Annotated in this window: 18 protein-coding genes; 5 read left to right on the top strand and 13 right to left on the bottom strand. The window is 64.7% G+C overall.

Going from position 1 to position 15,998, the window contains the following annotated elements; translation table 11 throughout:
• Window positions 1–141: 141 nt before the first annotated feature.
• Complete coding sequence (locus ACVOLO_RS10155; RefSeq protein ID WP_481570144.1) at window positions 142–501, bottom strand: hypothetical protein; 360 nt, start codon at window positions 499–501, stop codon at window positions 142–144.
• The gene (locus ACVOLO_RS10150) at window positions 498–1,463 is read right to left on the bottom strand and encodes a hypothetical protein (RefSeq protein ID WP_481570143.1); all 966 of its coding nucleotides are present in this window, start codon (window positions 1,461–1,463) and stop codon (window positions 498–500) included. The genes ACVOLO_RS10155 and ACVOLO_RS10150 overlap by 4 nt, the downstream gene beginning before the upstream one ends.
• A 147-nt stretch (window positions 1,464–1,610) precedes the next feature.
• Between ACVOLO_RS10150 and prmA the strand changes: the two genes are divergently transcribed.
• The 3 genes from prmA to fis all read left to right on the top strand — a co-directional run bounded on the left by prmA (window position 1,611) and on the right by fis (window position 3,710).
• Window positions 1,611–2,525, top strand: a complete 915-nt coding sequence (prmA, locus tag ACVOLO_RS10145) for a 50S ribosomal protein L11 methyltransferase (RefSeq protein ID WP_481570142.1) — start codon at window positions 1,611–1,613, stop codon at window positions 2,523–2,525.
• A 29-nt stretch (window positions 2,526–2,554) separates the two neighbouring features.
• On the top strand, window positions 2,555–3,337 hold the full coding sequence (locus ACVOLO_RS10140; RefSeq protein ID WP_481570141.1) for a DUF3426 domain-containing protein: 783 nt from the start codon (window positions 2,555–2,557) through the stop codon (window positions 3,335–3,337).
• A gap of 100 nt (window positions 3,338–3,437) precedes the next feature.
• A complete protein-coding gene (gene fis, locus ACVOLO_RS10135; RefSeq protein ID WP_057631483.1) occupies window positions 3,438–3,710 on the top strand; it encodes a DNA-binding transcriptional regulator Fis in 273 nt (90 codons plus the stop codon).
• 83 nt (window positions 3,711–3,793) lie between these two features.
• Here the strand turns inward: fis and ACVOLO_RS10130 are convergent, their stop codons facing one another.
• Both ACVOLO_RS10130 and glmU read right to left on the bottom strand, forming a co-directional pair.
• On the bottom strand, window positions 3,794–4,327 hold the full coding sequence (locus tag ACVOLO_RS10130; protein WP_481570140.1) for a GNAT family N-acetyltransferase: 534 nt from the start codon (window positions 4,325–4,327) through the stop codon (window positions 3,794–3,796).
• Window positions 4,296–5,663, bottom strand: a complete 1,368-nt coding sequence (glmU, locus tag ACVOLO_RS10125; RefSeq protein ID WP_481570215.1) for a bifunctional UDP-N-acetylglucosamine diphosphorylase/glucosamine-1-phosphate N-acetyltransferase GlmU — start codon at window positions 5,661–5,663, stop codon at window positions 4,296–4,298. Before glmU ends, ACVOLO_RS10130 begins: the two co-directional genes overlap by 32 nt.
• 80 nt (window positions 5,664–5,743) lie before the next feature.
• Here glmU and ACVOLO_RS10120 point away from each other — a divergent pair, with 80 nt between their 5' ends.
• On the top strand, window positions 5,744–7,738 hold the full coding sequence (locus tag ACVOLO_RS10120; protein ID WP_481570139.1) for a hypothetical protein: 1,995 nt from the start codon (window positions 5,744–5,746) through the stop codon (window positions 7,736–7,738).
• Window positions 7,735–8,112, top strand: coding sequence for a GtrA family protein (locus ACVOLO_RS10115; RefSeq protein WP_481570138.1), 378 nt, complete (start codon window positions 7,735–7,737; stop codon window positions 8,110–8,112). Before ACVOLO_RS10120 ends, ACVOLO_RS10115 begins: the two co-directional genes overlap by 4 nt.
• A gap of 198 nt (window positions 8,113–8,310) precedes the next feature.
• Here the strand turns inward: ACVOLO_RS10115 and ACVOLO_RS10110 are convergent, their stop codons facing one another.
• From ACVOLO_RS10110 to ACVOLO_RS10070, 9 genes are all read right to left on the bottom strand, one after another.
• Window positions 8,311–8,733: a F0F1 ATP synthase subunit epsilon gene (locus ACVOLO_RS10110; RefSeq protein ID WP_481570137.1), complete on the bottom strand. Its 423-nt coding sequence runs from the start codon at window positions 8,731–8,733 to the stop codon at window positions 8,311–8,313.
• A gap of 136 nt (window positions 8,734–8,869) precedes the next feature.
• On the bottom strand, window positions 8,870–10,276 hold the full coding sequence (gene atpD, locus ACVOLO_RS10105; protein ID WP_481570136.1) for a F0F1 ATP synthase subunit beta: 1,407 nt from the start codon (window positions 10,274–10,276) through the stop codon (window positions 8,870–8,872).
• Window positions 10,277–10,314: 38 nt separating this feature from the next.
• Window positions 10,315–11,178, bottom strand: a complete 864-nt coding sequence (gene atpG, locus ACVOLO_RS10100; protein WP_132865770.1) for a F0F1 ATP synthase subunit gamma — start codon at window positions 11,176–11,178, stop codon at window positions 10,315–10,317.
• Window positions 11,179–11,285: 107 nt separating this feature from the next.
• Entirely contained in the window at window positions 11,286–12,833 is a 1,548-nt protein-coding gene (gene atpA / locus ACVOLO_RS10095; protein ID WP_481570135.1) for a F0F1 ATP synthase subunit alpha, read from the bottom strand.
• A 45-nt stretch (window positions 12,834–12,878) separates the two neighbouring features.
• Entirely contained in the window at window positions 12,879–13,406 is a 528-nt protein-coding gene (locus ACVOLO_RS10090) for a F0F1 ATP synthase subunit delta (RefSeq protein WP_481570134.1), read from the bottom strand.
• Between the two features lie 3 nt (window positions 13,407–13,409).
• A complete protein-coding gene (locus ACVOLO_RS10085; protein ID WP_481570133.1) occupies window positions 13,410–13,880 on the bottom strand; it encodes a F0F1 ATP synthase subunit B in 471 nt (156 codons plus the stop codon).
• A gap of 112 nt (window positions 13,881–13,992) precedes the next feature.
• Complete coding sequence (gene atpE / locus ACVOLO_RS10080) at window positions 13,993–14,295, bottom strand: F0F1 ATP synthase subunit C (protein ID WP_054660225.1); 303 nt, start codon at window positions 14,293–14,295, stop codon at window positions 13,993–13,995.
• A gap of 75 nt (window positions 14,296–14,370) precedes the next feature.
• Window positions 14,371–15,171, bottom strand: coding sequence for a F0F1 ATP synthase subunit A (atpB, locus tag ACVOLO_RS10075; RefSeq protein WP_481570132.1), 801 nt, complete (start codon window positions 15,169–15,171; stop codon window positions 14,371–14,373).
• A gap of 27 nt (window positions 15,172–15,198) precedes the next feature.
• Window positions 15,199–15,564 (bottom strand): hypothetical protein, encoded by a 366-nt coding sequence (locus ACVOLO_RS10070; protein ID WP_481570131.1) that lies wholly within the window; start codon window positions 15,562–15,564, stop codon window positions 15,199–15,201.
• Window positions 15,565–15,998: the final 434 nt, after the last annotated feature.

Raw genomic sequence — 15,998 nt, 5'->3', positions numbered from 1 at the left:
CGGCAGTGGCAAATCTTTGAGCGGCGGGCGTCACCCAAAGAAAAAGCGGGGGAAACCCCCGCTTTATTCCAAACCCTGAAACCAATGAGACTCCCGGCCATTCATGCGTGGCCACATATGCCGCGCATGCACTGCCGGACGCTACTCGGCGGTGACCGCCGTGCCCTTGACCGGCTCGGTGCCCAGCGGCGAGGACGGGTCGACCACCGTCACCGTTTCCACCGAGCCATCCGGCCAGACAATCTGGAAGCGGCTGCCCGGCTGCAGCGTGGAGAACGGCATGCCGCTCTGCGCACGGTAGATGGCAGCGGCCTGGCTGGCACCGGCACGGCGCAGGTCGGCATCGGATTTCACCGAGGTCAGCTTGACCTTGCTCATCTCGCGATAACGGTCTTCATAGGTGTCGATCAGCACCACGCCCACGGCGCCAGCCGTGTAGGCGACAAACAACACCACCCAGACCCAGAATTTGGCCCCATGCAGGAATCGACGGTAATTCATGACTGACCTCCCTGCGCCCGGCGCAGCAGGCTATTGACTAGTTCGTTCATTTTTTCCATACCCTGCCGCGATACCGCGGCGTCGTACACAAATGTCTCGAAATCCTGCTCGGGATCGCGCGAACAGATCCCGCCATTGGCGCAGTACCCGGTCATCAGGGCGCTGTCCGGCCCGCAGGCCAGGCCCAGTTGGCAGGCGGCCAATTGCCAGGCCAACTGCGCGTACTGGTCACCGGCCACCAGCCCGCGATAGGCATCGTCACCGGAAGCGGCCACCCCCATCGCCGGGGAAATGGCCAGGAAGGCTTCAGCGTCCTGCGAATTCAGCACCCGCTCCACCAGGCCTCGGCGGTATTGGGCATCCGTGCGCAGCGGCTCGCCCATCGACAGCAGCGCAGCCTCGGCCGCCAGGTTGCCTGCCTTGGCCGACGTCCGCCGCTGCTGCAGCACCAGCGCCCGGCCCAGGCCATCGGCGGCGGTAAAGCCCACGCATCCCTGGCTGACCTGCTCCCGTGCCGCGGTCAGGCCCGGCACGTCCTTCAGGCCCATGCTGGCCAGGGTGGCGCTGTCCAGCGCATACCCCTGCGGATCCATGGCATACACGCCGCAATAGTCGTAGACACGACTGAGCATCCAGCCTGCTTCGGCGTCACCGGCGGCAGCAGCGACACGCAACTGGCGCGCGTATTCAAACAAACCACGCCCGCCTTCAAAGGCCGCACGCAGGTCCAGCGGCAGGCCCGAACCGATGGCCGTTCCCAGCTCGCGGCCACGCAACAGGCCCGCAGAGGAGGCCGCCGTGCTGCCGGGGAGCTGCTCCACCGGCACATTCATCGCAGCGGCCACCTCCTGGCTGGCGCCCGCCTGCAGCCCGCCCCCGTTGCGAAAGCCCAAGGCAGCAAGCAGTACCGCCGCAGGCAGCACCAACAGGTACCAGGGTTTTCTGGCAAGCAGGGAGAGCATCGGTGACCGGCACGAAAAGGCGGGTGATGATTGTGGGGATTCTAGCAAGCTGGCAGCCCACGACGATGAAGACGCCCCGTGCGGCGCGCAATCGGCGCCCGGCTCGTCTAGGATGCGTGCCCTGTCCCGCCGTTGCTGTCTGCCGCCATGCCCTTCCTTGAACTGACCCTGCGCTGCACCGAAGCCACCCAGCCCCGCTACGAGAACGCCCTGGACGATGTGGGCGCGCTGGCCGTGACCATGCTCGATGCCGACGCCGACACCAGCAATGAACAGGCGATCCTGGAGCCGGGCGTGGGCGAAACGCCGCTGTGGAACGACCTGGTGCTGACGGCACTGTTCCCGGCCGACACCAATGCACTGGCCCTGCTGGCCGCACTGGAATCCTTCGATGCGGGCCTGGACTGGGCCGGCGTCAGCTTCCGCGCGGTCGAGGACGAAGATTGGGAACGCGCCTGGCTGGACCAGTTCCAGCCAATGCGCTTCGGCGAGCGCACCTGGATCGTGCCGTGGAACCACGCACTACCCGAAGACGCCCAGGCCGCCAATGCAGCCATCGTGCGCCTGGATCCGGGCCTGGCCTTCGGCTCGGGCACCCACCCGACCACCGCGCTGTGCCTGCGCTGGCTGGACCAGCTTGCCGCCGACGGCGAACTGGCCGGCAACACCGTGCTCGATTTCGGTTGCGGCTCGGGCATTCTCGCCCTGGCGGCGCTCAAGCTCGGCGCCGCCGCAGCGGTGGGCGTGGACAACGACCCGCAGGCGCTGATCGCCACCGCCGACAACGGCGAGCGCAACGGCGTGCATATCGCCGCCTATCTGCCTGAAGACGAGCCGGTGGCCACCTACCCCGTGGTCGTGGCCAACATCCTGGCCTCGGCCCTGGACGCGCTGGCGGAGCTGCTGGCCGCGCGCGTCGCACCTGCCGGCCGTATTGCCCTGTCGGGCATCCTGCACGGCCAGGAAGGTGAGCTGCTGGAACGCTATGCCGCCTGGTTCGACCAGCTCGAAGCGGTGCAGGATGGCGACTGGATGCGCATCACCGGCGTACGCCGTGCTTGAATGGGCGCAACACCCCGGCACTGCCTGACATGAGCGACGACACCACGCCCTCGCGCCCCTCGCTGGCCACCTTTCTGCACGGCAAGCCCGCCCCCGGGCCGGCCAAGGCCGCCGCGACCAATGCCGCTGACACGGCATCGCCGCAGACCGCTGAACTGCTGCCTGTCACCGAGCACGAAGTCCCCGCAAGTGATGAGGCTCCCGCAGCGGTTGATCCCATCGCAAACGAGGGCTTGGGCGAGCCCGCCGCGGACAACACAGCTGCTGCAGACCCCACCGGGGAAGCCACACCTGGCCCGGCCCCGAGCTTCACCCGCAATGCGCGTGCAGCCGCCGCTACGCCGGCCACGCCGCGTTGGCAGTGGGCGCTGGTAGCCGGCCTGGCGCTGTTGCTGGGCGTGCAGATCCTGATCGCCGACCGTGCGCGGCTGGCCGCCGATGCCGGCACCCGGCCGCTGGTCAGCGGCCTGTGCGCGGTGCTGCGCTGCGAACTGCCGCCCTGGCATGAGCCTTCGGCCTACAGCATGCTCAGCCGCGACATCCGTCCAGTACCCGGCCAACCGGGCGTGCTGCAGGTGCATGCCAGTTTCCGCAACGAAGCACGCTGGGCGCAGGCCTGGCCGGCGCTGCGTCTGTCACTGTCCGATGCCGATGGCCGGGTGATCGGCCGCCGTACCTTCCAGCCCGCCGAGTACCTGGGGCCTGGCGCCGATCCGCTGGCGCGGCTGGAGCAGGGGCAGAGCGCGCAGGTGTCTTTCCGGCTGCATGAACCGGCAGCGGCGACCGTCGCCTTCAGCTTCGAGTTTCAGTAACTGCAATAACGCGGCGTGGCAGACGACCGGCCCACGCGCTAGACTCCTCCCCCCACGTCGGGCCAACCGTGCCCGTCATTGCTGATCCCGGGAATCTTCCTTGAACGCTGCCCCCACCCGTCCTGACACCAGTCGTGGCGCTGCCAAGCCGCCGCTTCGCGAACACGTCGCACAGTCCGTGCGCCGCTACCTGCGTGACCTGGACGGCTGTGATGCAGACGATGTCTACGAGATCGTCCTGCGCGAGATGGAAATCCCGTTGTTCGTGGAAGTGCTCAACCACTGCGAGGGCAACCAGAGCCGCGCCGCCGCACTGCTGGGCATCCACCGCGCCACCCTGCGCAAGAAGCTGAAGGAATACGGGCTGGCGTAACGCCCGCCCTCCCGGCAACGCCGGGCCGTGCCCGACGGATGGCTACCGGGAAAGCACCTGCCGCTGCTGCGCTGCCCCGCCTTTCAAAACATCCGCAACATTGCCACGCGCAGATCCATCGGAAACCCTGCGGCGGCCTCTTCGTTCATCACGTTCTGCATGCCGTCGCTCCACGACGCACGCGGCCATATGCTGAAGCCTTCGCTGGCATAGAAGCCGGCATTCCACGGAACATCACTCAGCGTGGTCAGCACCGCACGAGGATGTCCGCGCCTTGCCGCCTGGTCCAACGCATGCCGCAGCAACGCCCGCCCATGCCCCTTCCCGCCGTGCGCCGGCAGCACGTCCATCTGCTGGATGTGGAAATCATCATCCAGCGTGCCGGCCAGCAGGTAGCCAACGACCTCCCCCTTGTCGCTTTCGGTCACCCATAACGATGCCTGCCGCAACCCCTGCTCGAACAAGGCGACATCCGTTGTGCAAGCTGCGAATGCCGCCCATGCCGGGTGCCCCCGCAGGCGTTCGCCGGCCTGCTGCTCGATCATCGGCAGCAGCGCCAGCTCCTCGCACCGCGCCAGGCGGGGCTCAGGACTTCTTGACGGGCCGGACCCAGCCATCGACCGTCTGCTGTCGGCTGCGCGCCACGGTGAGTTTGTCGGACGGCGCGGTGCGGGTGATCACCGACCCTGCGGCAATGGTTGCGCCATCTTCCAGCGTCACCGGAGCCACCAGCGAACTGTTGGAACCGACAAACACCTTGTCGCCAATGAGGGTCTGGAACTTGTTCACGCCATCGTAGTTGCAGGTGATGGTGCCGGCGCCAATGTTGGTGCCGCTGCCGATCACCGCATCACCCAGGTAAGTCAGGTGATTGGCCTTGCTGCCCTTGCCCAGGCTGACCTTCTTGGTCTCCACGAAGTTGCCCACGTGCACGCCGTCAGCCAGCACCGTGCCCTGGCGCAACCGTGCGAACGGACCGATGTGCGCCGCACCTTCGGCAATCACGCCCTCCAGATCGCAATGCGCGCGCACTTCGGTGCCGGCGCCCAGCTTGACGTCCTTCAGGCGCACGAACGGACCGATGCGGACGCCATCGCCCAGCTCGACGTCACCTTCCAGCACCACGTTGGCGTCAATCTGCACGTCGCGGCCCACCTTCACCGTGCCGCGCTGATCAAAGCGCGACGGATCCAGCAAGCGCGCGCCCTGCTCGCAAAGTGCCTTGGCCGCACGCAGCTGCCAGGCGCGTTCCAGCTGCGACAGCTGCCATGGATCGTTCGCGCCTTCGGCCTCCTGCGCATCGGCCACATGCACCAGCTCGGCCGGGGTGTACTCGGCAGCAGCGGAGGCGAACACGTCGGTCAGGTAGTACTCGCCCTGTGCATTGGCATTGGACAGCGAGCCCAGCCAGCGTCGCAGCGCGGTCGATTCGGCGGTGATGATGCCGGTGTTGATCGTGCGGATGCGCTTCTGTTCATCGTCGGCATCCTTCTGCTCGACGATGGCCGCCACCTTGCCCTCGGCATCACGCACGATGCGCCCGTAGCCGTTGGGGTTGTCCAGCTCCGCCACCAGCACCGCCAGGCGCGGGGAGCCGGACAGCAGCGCAGCGAGCGTTTGCGCGCGGATCAACGGCACGTCGCCATACAGCACCAGCACCTGCGCGGTATCAGGCACATCCGGCATGGCCTGCTGCACCGCATGGCCGGTGCCCAGTTGTTCTTTCTGCTCGGCCCAGTTCAGGTCCGGCTGGTCGGCAAATGCCGCGCGCACGGCCTCACCGCCATGTCCATAAACCACATGGATGCCGGCCGGCCGCAGCTGCCGTGCCACAGCAATCGCATGCGCCAGCATCGGCTGCCCGGCAATGGGCTGCAGCACCTTCGGCAGCACCGACTTCATGCGCTTGCCAGCGCCCGCGGCGAGGATGATTACGTGGAGTGCGTTGTTGATCGGCGTTTCCATCTACCAAGACTGGCTGCTCAGGGTGGCTGATAGCATAGGCGAACTTGCACGCTAAGCCCCAGGACTGAATGGACGCAGCCTCAACTCCTCTGAATCGCGCTCTGCTGTGGCTGGGCCCAGCAGCCGTGATCGTCGGCATGACGTCCCCACTTCCTTGGCAGCAATGGTCTCCCAGCCGATTCGGCGAACTGCTGCTGCTCGGTGCACTGGTCTGGGGTTTGTCCTGGCTGCCCGCACGTCGCTCGCGTGGGGCACAGGCAACCTGGGCAGCGGCATTGTGGGGCGTACTACTGCTTTTCCTTGCAGGCCCGCTACCTGTGCTGGCGACACTGCTGTTCCTGTTGGCCGCTCTGTGCGTCGGCAACCTGCTACTCCCGCGCAGCCCGCTCATGTTGCAAGCGCTGCTCGGCGTGCTGGTCGTTGCAGGTGGCGCAGGCTGGCTATTGACTCTTCCCGTTCACCTTGGCTGGGTCTATCTGTTGGCCTGCATCAGCCTGTGTGGCCTGCGCTGGAAGGCGCTGGTACAGCCGCTGTCGGGCCTGTACATGGAGTGGAAGTCAGCCGTTTCGGCCTCGCCCGGTCTGGCGCTGTTCGGCGTCCTCGTCATGGGCCTGGCTGCGGCGAGCTGCTGGTTGCCGACACTGCAATACGACGACCTCACCTACCACCTGCGCCTGCCCTGGCAGCTGCAGGAACAAGGCTTCTACGTCCCTGCGCCCCAGCACCAAGTGTGGGCTCTGGCACCGTGGCTGTCAGATGTTGTCCATGCCATCCCCCAGACGATGGCCCATGCAGAAGCCCGCGGGCCGGTGAACGCTTTCTGGCTGCTGGCCCTTGCTGCGGGTTTGTGGCAGCTGTGCAAGGCACTGGGTGCGCCGCCAGCGGCTCGCTGGTTGGCTATGGCGGTTGCTCTCAGTCAGCCGCTGACCGCCGCCCTTGCCGGCGGCATGCAGACTGAGCTTCCCGTCGCGGCGGCACTGGTGTGGTTGTTTGCTCTGGTTGCAGGCCCCTGCGACGGCAGCCTGCGCTTCTGGTTGGCCCTGGCGGTACTCAGTGGCGGCTTGATGGCACTCAAGACGACGGCCGGTGCCATGGCCCTCATGCCACTGATCTGGGCACTGTTCCGCCACCCATGGCCCAGCCCATCACGAATCCTCATCGTCATGGGCCTCGGTCTGCTGGTCGCCGGATCCAGCTATGCCCATGCACAAGTGCTGGCGGGCAATCCGGTGTTGCCGCTCTTCAACAGCTGGTTCCAATCGCCCTATTTCGCAACCACCAATTTTTTCGATGATCGCTGGCACACCGGCTTCGGGCCGCTACTGCTTTGGGATATGAGCTTCAACACCGAGCGTCATCTGGAAGCCTACCCAGGCGGCGGCAGCTTCGTACTCCTCGTGCTGGTCGGCCCGTGGCTGCTCGCAGTACTGGGCCGGCGCACCCGTGCAGCTGCGCTGGCCGCGACCGCCTTGTTGTTGCTTCCGCTGATTCCTCTGCAGTACATGCGCTATGCCTACCCAGGGTTCGCAGTGCTGGCCGGCATATTGATCAGCGCCGCATTCACGGTTGATGCGCGACAGGCGACCTGGATCGCCATTGGCCTGTGTGTCCTGCAGTTGGGTTTCCAGAGCAGTTCGCACTGGACGTTGCGCTACGGTGCGATCAAGCAGGCCATCAAGGCCGGCGGGCGGGATATGCCGCTGTACGAGCGCTACGTGCCCGAACGCATGCTTGTTGCTGAAATCCGTCAAGCGGGAGGCCCCATGGGCAATGTACTGTTCCTGGATCCATCCCATGGGTTCTCTGCGGAGCTTGGAACCCAGGGCCGTACGATCAGCTGGCACTCACCGTCCCTGGTGCAGGCAGCTGCCCGTGCTGCCGAAGATCCTTCAGGCCAGCGTTGGCTGGCACTGATGCGCAAGGAAAGTGTCAGCGACGTGATCCTGTACACCGATAGCATCACTCCTGCCCAACGCGAAGCGTTGCGCCTGGGCGCTGCACGCCAACGCGGGACAGTCCGTGATGTTCAATGGTGGTCATTGCCCCAGGAGGCCGCACCGTGACGCTTGCACGCCAGGGCTGGCTGTTCCTGCTGATGGGTTTCGTGCAATGGGTCCTGGACTGGGCGATCACCGTGGCCCTGAGCCATTTCGGTGTCCCACTCGAAATCGCCAATGTATGCGGTCGGCTGGTCGGCGCATTGCTGGGCTTCTGGCTCAACGGCTCAATCACCTTTTCCACCAGTACGCCACTGGGTCGCCGCCACCTGTTGCGCTTCATCATCGCCTGGTTGCTGCTTACCCTTGTCAGTACCTGGGCAGTGGGACTGGTCGGGCACAAAGCCGGGCTTGAGTTCGCCTGGCTGGCCAAGCCTGTCGTGGAGGCTGCGCTGGCAGTAGCCAGCTTCTTCATTTCCCGGCACTGGATCTACCGCTGAGTACCCCAGCCTCGAGGGAGCGTTGTCACGCGCCGGCACAGGCAGGAGTGAAGTCAAGCGCATCGCGCGTCAGGAGCATAAGCTGCTGATCCAGGCAATCCATGATCAGCCGGCAAACGGCGACTCGTCACAGTCACCTGATCAACAAACAAAAACGCCGGCACATGGCCGGCGTTCTTGCGTGCGCTGCTTGCAACCTCAATGCTTGAGGGTGCGACGCAGACGCTCCAGTGCCTGCAGCTGCGCGGTGACTTCGGCCAGGCGCTGCTGTGCTTCGGCCAGCTCCATGGCTTCGCCGCGGTTGGCGAGCACGCGCTCGGCTTCTTCCTTGGCCTTGCGGACAGCGGCTTCGTCGATGTCGGTGGCGCGGGTGGCGGTGTCGGCCAGCACGGTCACGACCTGCGGCTGAACTTCCAGGATGCCGCCGGAAATGGCGATATCCAGGTGCTCGCCCGCGGCGGTGGTGACCACGACCTTGCCCGGCTTCAGGCGGGTGATCAGCGGTGCGTGCTTGGGCGCGATGCCCAGTTCGCCCAGCTCACCTGTGGCCACGACCAGGGTCGCTTCGCCGCTGAAGATCTGCTGCTCGGCACTGACGATGTCGCAACGGATGGTGCTCATGGATCCTCGCTTTCGCGAGGCGGGAATCGGGAATGGGGATTCGGGATTGGGAAAGCACTCAGGCCTCCAGCATCACCGCAACCCCATCACCCAGACACCGCCTATACGATTATCTATTCCGGAATACCGAGAAGGCTTAAGCCTTCTCGGCCATCTTCTTGGCCTTCTCGACGGCTTCTTCGATGCTGCCGACCATGTAGAACGCCTGCTCCGGCAGGTGGTCGTACTCGCCGTCAACAATGGCCTTGAAGCCACGGATGGTGTCCTTCAGCGGCACGTACTTGCCCGGCGAGCCGGTGAACACTTCGGCCACGTGGAACGGCTGGCTGAAGAAGCGCTCGATCTTGCGGGCGCGGGTCACGGCCTGCTTGTCTTCTTCGGACAGTTCGTCCATGCCCAGGATGGCGATGATGTCCTTCAGTTCCTTGTACTTCTGCAGGGTCTGCTGGACGCGCTGGGCGGTTTCGTAATGCTCGGTGCCGATGACCTGCGGGTCCATCTGGCGCGAGGTCGAGTCCAGCGGATCCACGGCCGGGTAGATACCCAGCGAGGCGATCGAACGCGACAGGGTCACGGTCGAATCCAAGTGGGCGAACGTAGTGGCCGGCGACGGGTCGGTCAAGTCATCGGCGGGCACGTACACGGCCTGGATCGAGGTGATCGAGCCGGTCTTGGTCGAGGTGATGCGCTCCTGCAGGACGCCCATTTCCTCGGCCAGGGTCGGCTGGTAACCCACGGCCGACGGCATACGGCCCAGCAGTGCCGACACTTCGGTACCGGCCAGGGTGTAGCGGTAGATGTTGTCCACGAACAGCAGCACGTCCTTGCCCTTGCCGCTGGCGTCCTTCTCGTCACGGAAGTACTCGGCCATGGTCAGGCCGGTCAGGGCGACGCGCAGACGGTTGCCCGGCGGCTCGTTCATCTGGCCGTACACCATCGCCACCTTGTCCAGGACGTTGGAGTCTTTCATCTCGTGGTAGAAGTCGTTGCCCTCACGGGTACGCTCACCCACGCCGGCGAACACGGACAGGCCGCTGTGCGCCTTGGCGATGTTGTTGATCAGCTCCATCATGTTGACGGTCTTGCCGACGCCGGCGCCGCCGAACAGGCCAACCTTGCCGCCCTTGGCGAACGGGCACATCAGGTCGATCACCTTGATGCCGGTTTCCAGCAGCTCGGTGGAGGAAGACTGGTCTTCGTACGACGGCGCAGCGCGGTGGATTTCCCAGGTGTCCGAAGCGGCAACCGGGCCGGCTTCGTCGATCGGGCGGCCCAGCACGTCCATGATGCGGCCCAGGGTGCCTGCACCGACCGGCACGGAAATGCCGCGGCCGGTGTTGTTGGCCACCAAGCCACGCTTCAGGCCGTCGGTGGAGCCCAGCGCAATCGCGCGGACGATACCGTCACCCAGCTGCTGCTGGACTTCCAGCGTGATATCGGTGTTTTCCACCTTCAGTGCGTCGTACACCTTCGGCACGTCGCTGCGCGGAAACTCGATGTCGACGACCGCGCCGATGATCTGAACGATCTTGCCCTGACTCATTGCTGCATCCTCTAAATGTGTGCTTTGAACGAACGCGGTCAGACTGCTGCCGCGCCGCCGACGATTTCGGAGATTTCCTGGGTGATCGCTGCCTGGCGGGCCTTGTTGTAGACCAGCTGCAGGGTTCCGATCAGCTTGTTCGCGTTGTCGCTCGCCGCTTTCATCGCCACCATGCGTGCCGCATGCTCGGAAGCAACGTTCTCCAGCACGGCCTGGTACACCAGCGACTCGATGTAACGCGTGATCACGTGCTCCAGCACGGTCGCGGCATCGGGTTCGTACAGGTAGTCCCAATCGTGCGAGGCCACCTGCGTCTCGCTGGCCGGCAACGGCAGCAGCTGGTCGAAGCTGGCCTTCTGCGTCATCGTGTTGATGAAGCGGTTGTAGACCAGGTACACGCGGTCGACCTTGCCTTCGGTGAAGGCGTCGAGCATGACCTTGATCACGCCGATCAGCGTTTCCAGCTTCGGCTGGTCGCCGATGTGGGTGACGCTGCCAACCATGTTCACGTTGACGCGACGGAAGAACACGCTGGCCTTCTGGCCCACGGTCACCATGTCGATCTCGGCGCCCTTCTCCTGCCAGCCGCGCATTTCGGCCACGGCCTTGCGGAACAGGTTGTTGTTCAGGCCGCCGGCCAGACCGCGATCGGAAGAGATCACGATGTAGCCCACGCGCTTGACGTTTTCGCGCTCAACCAGGAACGGGTGCTGGAAATCGGTGCTGGCCTGGGCCAGGTGACCGATCACCTGCTTCATCGCCTGCGCGTACGGACGCGAGGTCTTCATCCGATCCTGCGCCTTGCGGATCTTGGAGGCCGAGACCATTTCGAGCGCGCGCGTCACCTTGCGGGTGTTCTGCACGCTCTTGATCTTGGTTTTGATTTCGCGTCCGCTTGCCATCTTTACGCTCGCTCTGCTCGCTTATGGGAATGGGGAGTGGGGAATCGGGAAGACCACGCCTTCCGCTTTACGATTCCCGCCTCCCCTTTCTCTATTCCCGGAACTACTTACCAGGTACCAGTGCTCTTGAACTCGGAGATGCCCTTCTTGAAAGCGGCTTCGATCTCGTCGTTCCAGGCGCCGGTGGCGTTGATCTTGGAGACCAGCTCACCTGCGGTATTGGCGAAGTGCGCATGCAGGCCCGCTTCGAAGCCCAGCAGCTTGTTGACCGGCACGTCGTCGAGGTAACCCTCGTTGACGGCGTAGATCGACAGCGCCTGGTCGGCGATGGACATCGGCAGGTACTGCTTCTGCTTCATCAGCTCGGTGACGCGCTGGCCGCGCTCAAGCTGCTTGCGGGTGGCTTCGTCCAGGTCGGAGGCGAACTGCGCGAACGCAGCCAGCTCGCGGTACTGGGCCAGCGAGATACGGATGCCGCCGGACAGCTTCTTGATGATCTTGGTCTGGGCCGAACCACCCACGCGCGACACCGAGATACCGGCGTTGACGGCCGGACGGATACCGGCGTTGAACAGGTCGGTTTCCAGGAAGATCTGGCCGTCGGTGATCGAGATCACGTTGGTCGGAACGAACGCGGACACGTCGCCGGCCTGCGTTTCGATGATCGGCAGCGCGGTCAGCGAGCCGGTCTTGCCGGTGACGGCACCGTTGGTGAACTTCTCGACATACTCTTCCGACACGCGAGCTGCGCGCTCGAGCAGGCGGGAGTGCAGGTAGAACACGTCACCCGGGTAGGCTTCGCGGCCCGGCGGGCGCTTGAGCAGCAGCGAGATCTGGCGGTAGGCAACAGCCTGCTTGGACAGATCGTCGTACACGATCAGGGCGTCTTCGCCGCGGTCCATGAAGTACTCACCCATGGTGCAGCCGGAGTAGGCGCTGATGTACTGCATCGCGGCCGACTCGGAAGCGGTGGCGGCCACGACCACGGTGTGGGCCAGTGCGCCGTTCTCTTCCAGCTTGCGCACGATGTTGGCAACGGTCGAAGCCTTCTGGCCGATCGCCACGTACACGCACTTGATGCCGGTGCCCTTCTGGTTGATCACCGCGTCGATGGCCATGGCGGTCTTGCCGGTCTGGCGGTCACCGATGATCAGCTCGCGCTGGCCACGGCCGATCGGGATCATCGAGTCGACCGACTTGTAGCCGGTCTGCACCGGCTGGTCGACGGACTTGCGCCAGATCACGCCCGGCGCAACGCGCTCCACCGGAGCGGTCAGGCTGGTGCCCAGCGGGCCCTTGCCGTCGATCGGCTCACCCAGCGCGTTCACGACGCGGCCGAGCATTTCCGGACCCACCGGCACTTCCAGGATGCGGCCGGTGGTCTTGGCCACGTCGCCTTCGCGCAGGTGCTCGTAGTCACCCAGCACCACGGCGCCGACCGAATCACGCTCCAGGTTCAGTGCCAGTGCGTAGGTGTTGTTCGGCAGTTCGATCATTTCGCCCTGCATCACGTCAGCCAGGCCGTAGATGCGCACGATACCGTCGGACACCGAGGTCACGGTGCCTTCGTTGCGCGATTCCGCGGACAGGGCGACCTTCTCGATGCGGTTCTTGATCAGTTCGCTGATTTCGGAGGGGTTGAGCGTGGTAGCCATCGTCAAGTCCTAGTGCCGGCAATCAAGCCGGACGTTAAATTGAATTCAGTATGCGAGCGCTGTCTGCAGGCGTGACAGCTTGCCCTTGAGCGAGCCATCGATCACCACATCGCCGGCATCGATCACGGCGCCGCCGATCAGCGAAGCGTCCACCGCGGTCGATACCTCGACGTCGCGGCCGAAGCGCTTGCGCAGCGCAGCCTTGATCTTTTCCAGCTCGTCCGCCGACAGGTCAGCGGCCGAAGTCACCGTGGCCTTGACCACGTTTTCAGCTTCGGCGCGCAGCTGGTCGAACAGCCCGGAAATTTCCGGCAACTGCTGCAGACGGTGCGACTCGGCCAGCAGCCCCAGGAAACGGCTGTAGGTCTCGCCTGCCGCCTCCGGAGTCAGCAGAGCCAGGGCATCACCGCGGCTCAGCTGAGGATTGGACAGCAGGGCCGACACGCGCGGATCGGCGGCAACGCGGGCGGAGAACGCAAGCGCGTCCGACCACGGCGCGAACTTGCCTTCCTCGCGCGCAATCGCGAAAGCGGCGCGGGCATACGGGCGGGCAAGCGTGAGGGCCTGGCTCATCGATCAGATCTCCGCGGCCAGCTCGTCGAGCAGCGCCTTGTGGGCGTTGGCATCGATTTCGCGCTTGAGCAGCTTCTCGGCGCCGGTCACGGCCAGCGCGGACACCTGCTTGCGCAGATCTTCACGGGCACGGTTTGCGGCAGCGTCGATTTCAGCCTGGGCCAGGTCCTTCTGACGGTTGGCTTCGGCGATGGCTTCGTTCTTGGCGGCTTCAACGATCTGGTTGGCACGGGCATGGGCCTGATCGATGATCTCGTTGGCCTTGCCGCGGGCTTCCTTCAGCGCCTCGTTGACCTTCACTTCGGCCTGGGCCAGATCTTTCTGGCTGCGGTCGGCAGCGGCCAGGCCTTCAGCGATCTTCTGCTGACGCTCTTCGATGGCCTTCATCAACGGCGGCCAGATCTTGGTCGCGATGATCCAGATCAGCGCGGCAAAGGCCAGGGCCTGTGCAATGAGGGTGAAATTGATATTCATGGGTTAGCTCAGTCGCTGGGGGCGGGGGTGGTTGCGCCGCCGTGGCGGCGCAACCGAACCTTCATCCGAAGCCGGATGCCCGAGGGCACCCGGCCGCCTCACTGCAGCTGGATCAGCCGGCCAGCTTGGCGGCTTCGGCCAGCAGGGTAGCGGCCAGCGGGTTGGCGAAGGCCAGCAGCAGGCCGACGGCGACCGAGATGATGAACGCGGCGTCGATCAGGCCGGCGGTGATGAACATGCGGACCTGCAGGACCGGAATCAGTTCCGGCTGGCGAGCGGCCGACTCCAGGAACTTACCGGCCATGATGGCCAGACCGAGACCGGCACCCAGCGCGGCCAGGCCGATCATGATGCCGACGGCGAGGGCGGTGGAGCTCTGAACTTGGGCGAGGTTGGTCAGGACGGCGAAGTACATGGTTATCTCCTGGAACTTTAAGTAGCTAAAGGGTGATGAAACGGATGAAGGTTGAAACTGGTTGAAGCTTGTAACTCAGTGACTGTCTTCCGACAGGCTCAAGTACACGATCGACAGCATCATGAAGATGAACGCCTGCAGCGGGATCACCAGCAGATGGAACAGCATCCAGCCCAGGCCGAATGTGCCACCGGCAATGGCGCCGAAGAAACCGGCACCACCCAGCACCCAGATCAGCAGGAAAACGATTTCGCCGCCGAACATGTTGCCGAACAGTCGCATCGCCAGAGAGACAGGCTTGCTCAGCCATTCGACGATGTTGAGGATCAGGTTGAACGGCATCATCCACTTGCCGAACGGGGCCGTCAGGAATTCCTTGATGAAGCCCAGCACGCCCTTGGACTTGAGCGAGAACAGGATCATCAGGAAGAACACGCTGATCGACATGCCCAAGGTGGCATTGACGTCGGCGGTCGGCACCGGCTTCCAGTAGTGGACGCCTGCCCATTCCAGCGGCTTGGAGATGAAGTCGGCCGGGATCATCTTGAGCAGGTTCATCAAGAGGATCCAGAAGAAGATGGTGATCGCGATCGGCGTCACCAGCTTGCTCTTGCCGTGATAGGTGTCCTTGGCCTGGCGGTCAACGAACTCCAGGCAGATTTCGACGAAGGCCTGCCACTTGCCAGGCACGCCGGCCGTGGCCTTGCGGGTTGCCATCCAGAAGGCAAAAACCATCAGCAGGCCCATCAGCACCGAGGTGATGATGGTGTCGACGTGGATATGCCAGAACATACCCTCACCGTTACCGACCGGAGCAGTCAGATTCTGCAGGTGATGCTGGATGTAGCTGGTAGGGGTTAGAGCCTCGCCCGCCATGTGTCCGGAACCCTTTTTATAAGTGAATCAACGCCTGGCCAGAGCCAGAACCTGGAACATCAACGCCACTGGAATTGCCGCCAGCAGGGCCAAAGGAGGAAGCTGCCACCAGAAAAACGCCATTCCCAGTACGACAACAATCAACACGATCTTCAGCGCGAACCCCGCGAACAGGCGGATCATTGCTGAACCAGCAGCCTGAACACCGCCACCGAGCCCCACCCACGCGGCCAGCGCCGTTCCCGCCACCACCGCCACACCCGATACCAAAGCACCGAGTGCATGCCTTGGCCCCACAAACAGGAAGGCCAGGGCCAGGACAACCACTGCTGCCAGCGGATAGACCGCGGCGCGCAACATCAGTCGCCGACCCGCGTCAACGGAGTTCAGCACGTCTAGAGTGTCCTGCAAGGTGGAAGTGGGAACCGAATCGCGCAAAGGCGCCTCGTCGAGCCGCGAAAGTATAACAGTGAGACATTTTGTGAGACAACCGGCATCGGGCATCCCTTTTGACTATGCAAGTTGCCGCAATTTCAAGGGATTTCCCCCGCCCGGCGCCGGCCGCAGGGCTCTGGATACCGCAATGCAGCACAGGGAACTTCCACTCGCCCCGCCGGTCTGATTCCCGCATCCGCCGCCCTTACCTCGTCGATGGCGTCGGATCCGGGGGTGGGTGGGGTGGCCCGGCCCCCCCCCCCCCCAACCCCCCCAATTATGCCCCCCCCCCCCCCCCCCCCCCCCCCCCCCCCCCCCCCCCCCCCCCCCCCCCCCCCCCCCCCCCCCCCCCCCCCCCCCCCCCCCCCCCCCCCCCCCCCCCCCCCCCCCCC

The sequence above is a fragment of the Stenotrophomonas sp. STEN056 genome, from assembly GCF_056759635.1.
The sequence above is the reverse complement of the archived record's forward strand: the minus strand, read 5'-3'. Positions and strand labels throughout refer to the sequence as shown.

Coding starts and splice junctions, on each gene's coding strand:
- ACVOLO_RS10110 (WP_481570137.1), bottom strand. CDS start 8,733: ATGAGCACCATCCGTTGCGACATCGTCAGTGCCGAGCAGCAGATCTTC.
- atpG (WP_132865770.1), bottom strand. CDS start 11,178: ATGGCAAGCGGACGCGAAATCAAAACCAAGATCAAGAGCGTGCAGAAC.
- ACVOLO_RS10130 (WP_481570140.1), bottom strand. CDS start 4,327: ATGGCTGGGTCCGGCCCGTCAAGAAGTCCTGAGCCCCGCCTGGCGCGG.
- ACVOLO_RS10120 (WP_481570139.1), top strand. CDS start 5,744: ATGGACGCAGCCTCAACTCCTCTGAATCGCGCTCTGCTGTGGCTGGGC.
- prmA (WP_481570142.1), top strand. CDS start 1,611: ATGCCCTTCCTTGAACTGACCCTGCGCTGCACCGAAGCCACCCAGCCC.
- ACVOLO_RS10150 (WP_481570143.1), bottom strand. CDS start 1,463: ATGCTCTCCCTGCTTGCCAGAAAACCCTGGTACCTGTTGGTGCTGCCT.
- ACVOLO_RS10085 (WP_481570133.1), bottom strand. CDS start 13,880: ATGAATATCAATTTCACCCTCATTGCACAGGCCCTGGCCTTTGCCGCG.
- atpB (WP_481570132.1), bottom strand. CDS start 15,171: ATGGCGGGCGAGGCTCTAACCCCTACCAGCTACATCCAGCATCACCTG.
- ACVOLO_RS10155 (WP_481570144.1), bottom strand. CDS start 501: ATGAATTACCGTCGATTCCTGCATGGGGCCAAATTCTGGGTCTGGGTG.
- ACVOLO_RS10090 (WP_481570134.1), bottom strand. CDS start 13,406: ATGAGCCAGGCCCTCACGCTTGCCCGCCCGTATGCCCGCGCCGCTTTC.
- atpA (WP_481570135.1), bottom strand. CDS start 12,833: ATGGCTACCACGCTCAACCCCTCCGAAATCAGCGAACTGATCAAGAAC.
- atpD (WP_481570136.1), bottom strand. CDS start 10,276: ATGAGTCAGGGCAAGATCGTTCAGATCATCGGCGCGGTCGTCGACATC.
- atpE (WP_054660225.1), bottom strand. CDS start 14,295: ATGTACTTCGCCGTCCTGACCAACCTCGCCCAAGTTCAGAGCTCCACC.
- ACVOLO_RS10140 (WP_481570141.1), top strand. CDS start 2,555: ATGAGCGACGACACCACGCCCTCGCGCCCCTCGCTGGCCACCTTTCTG.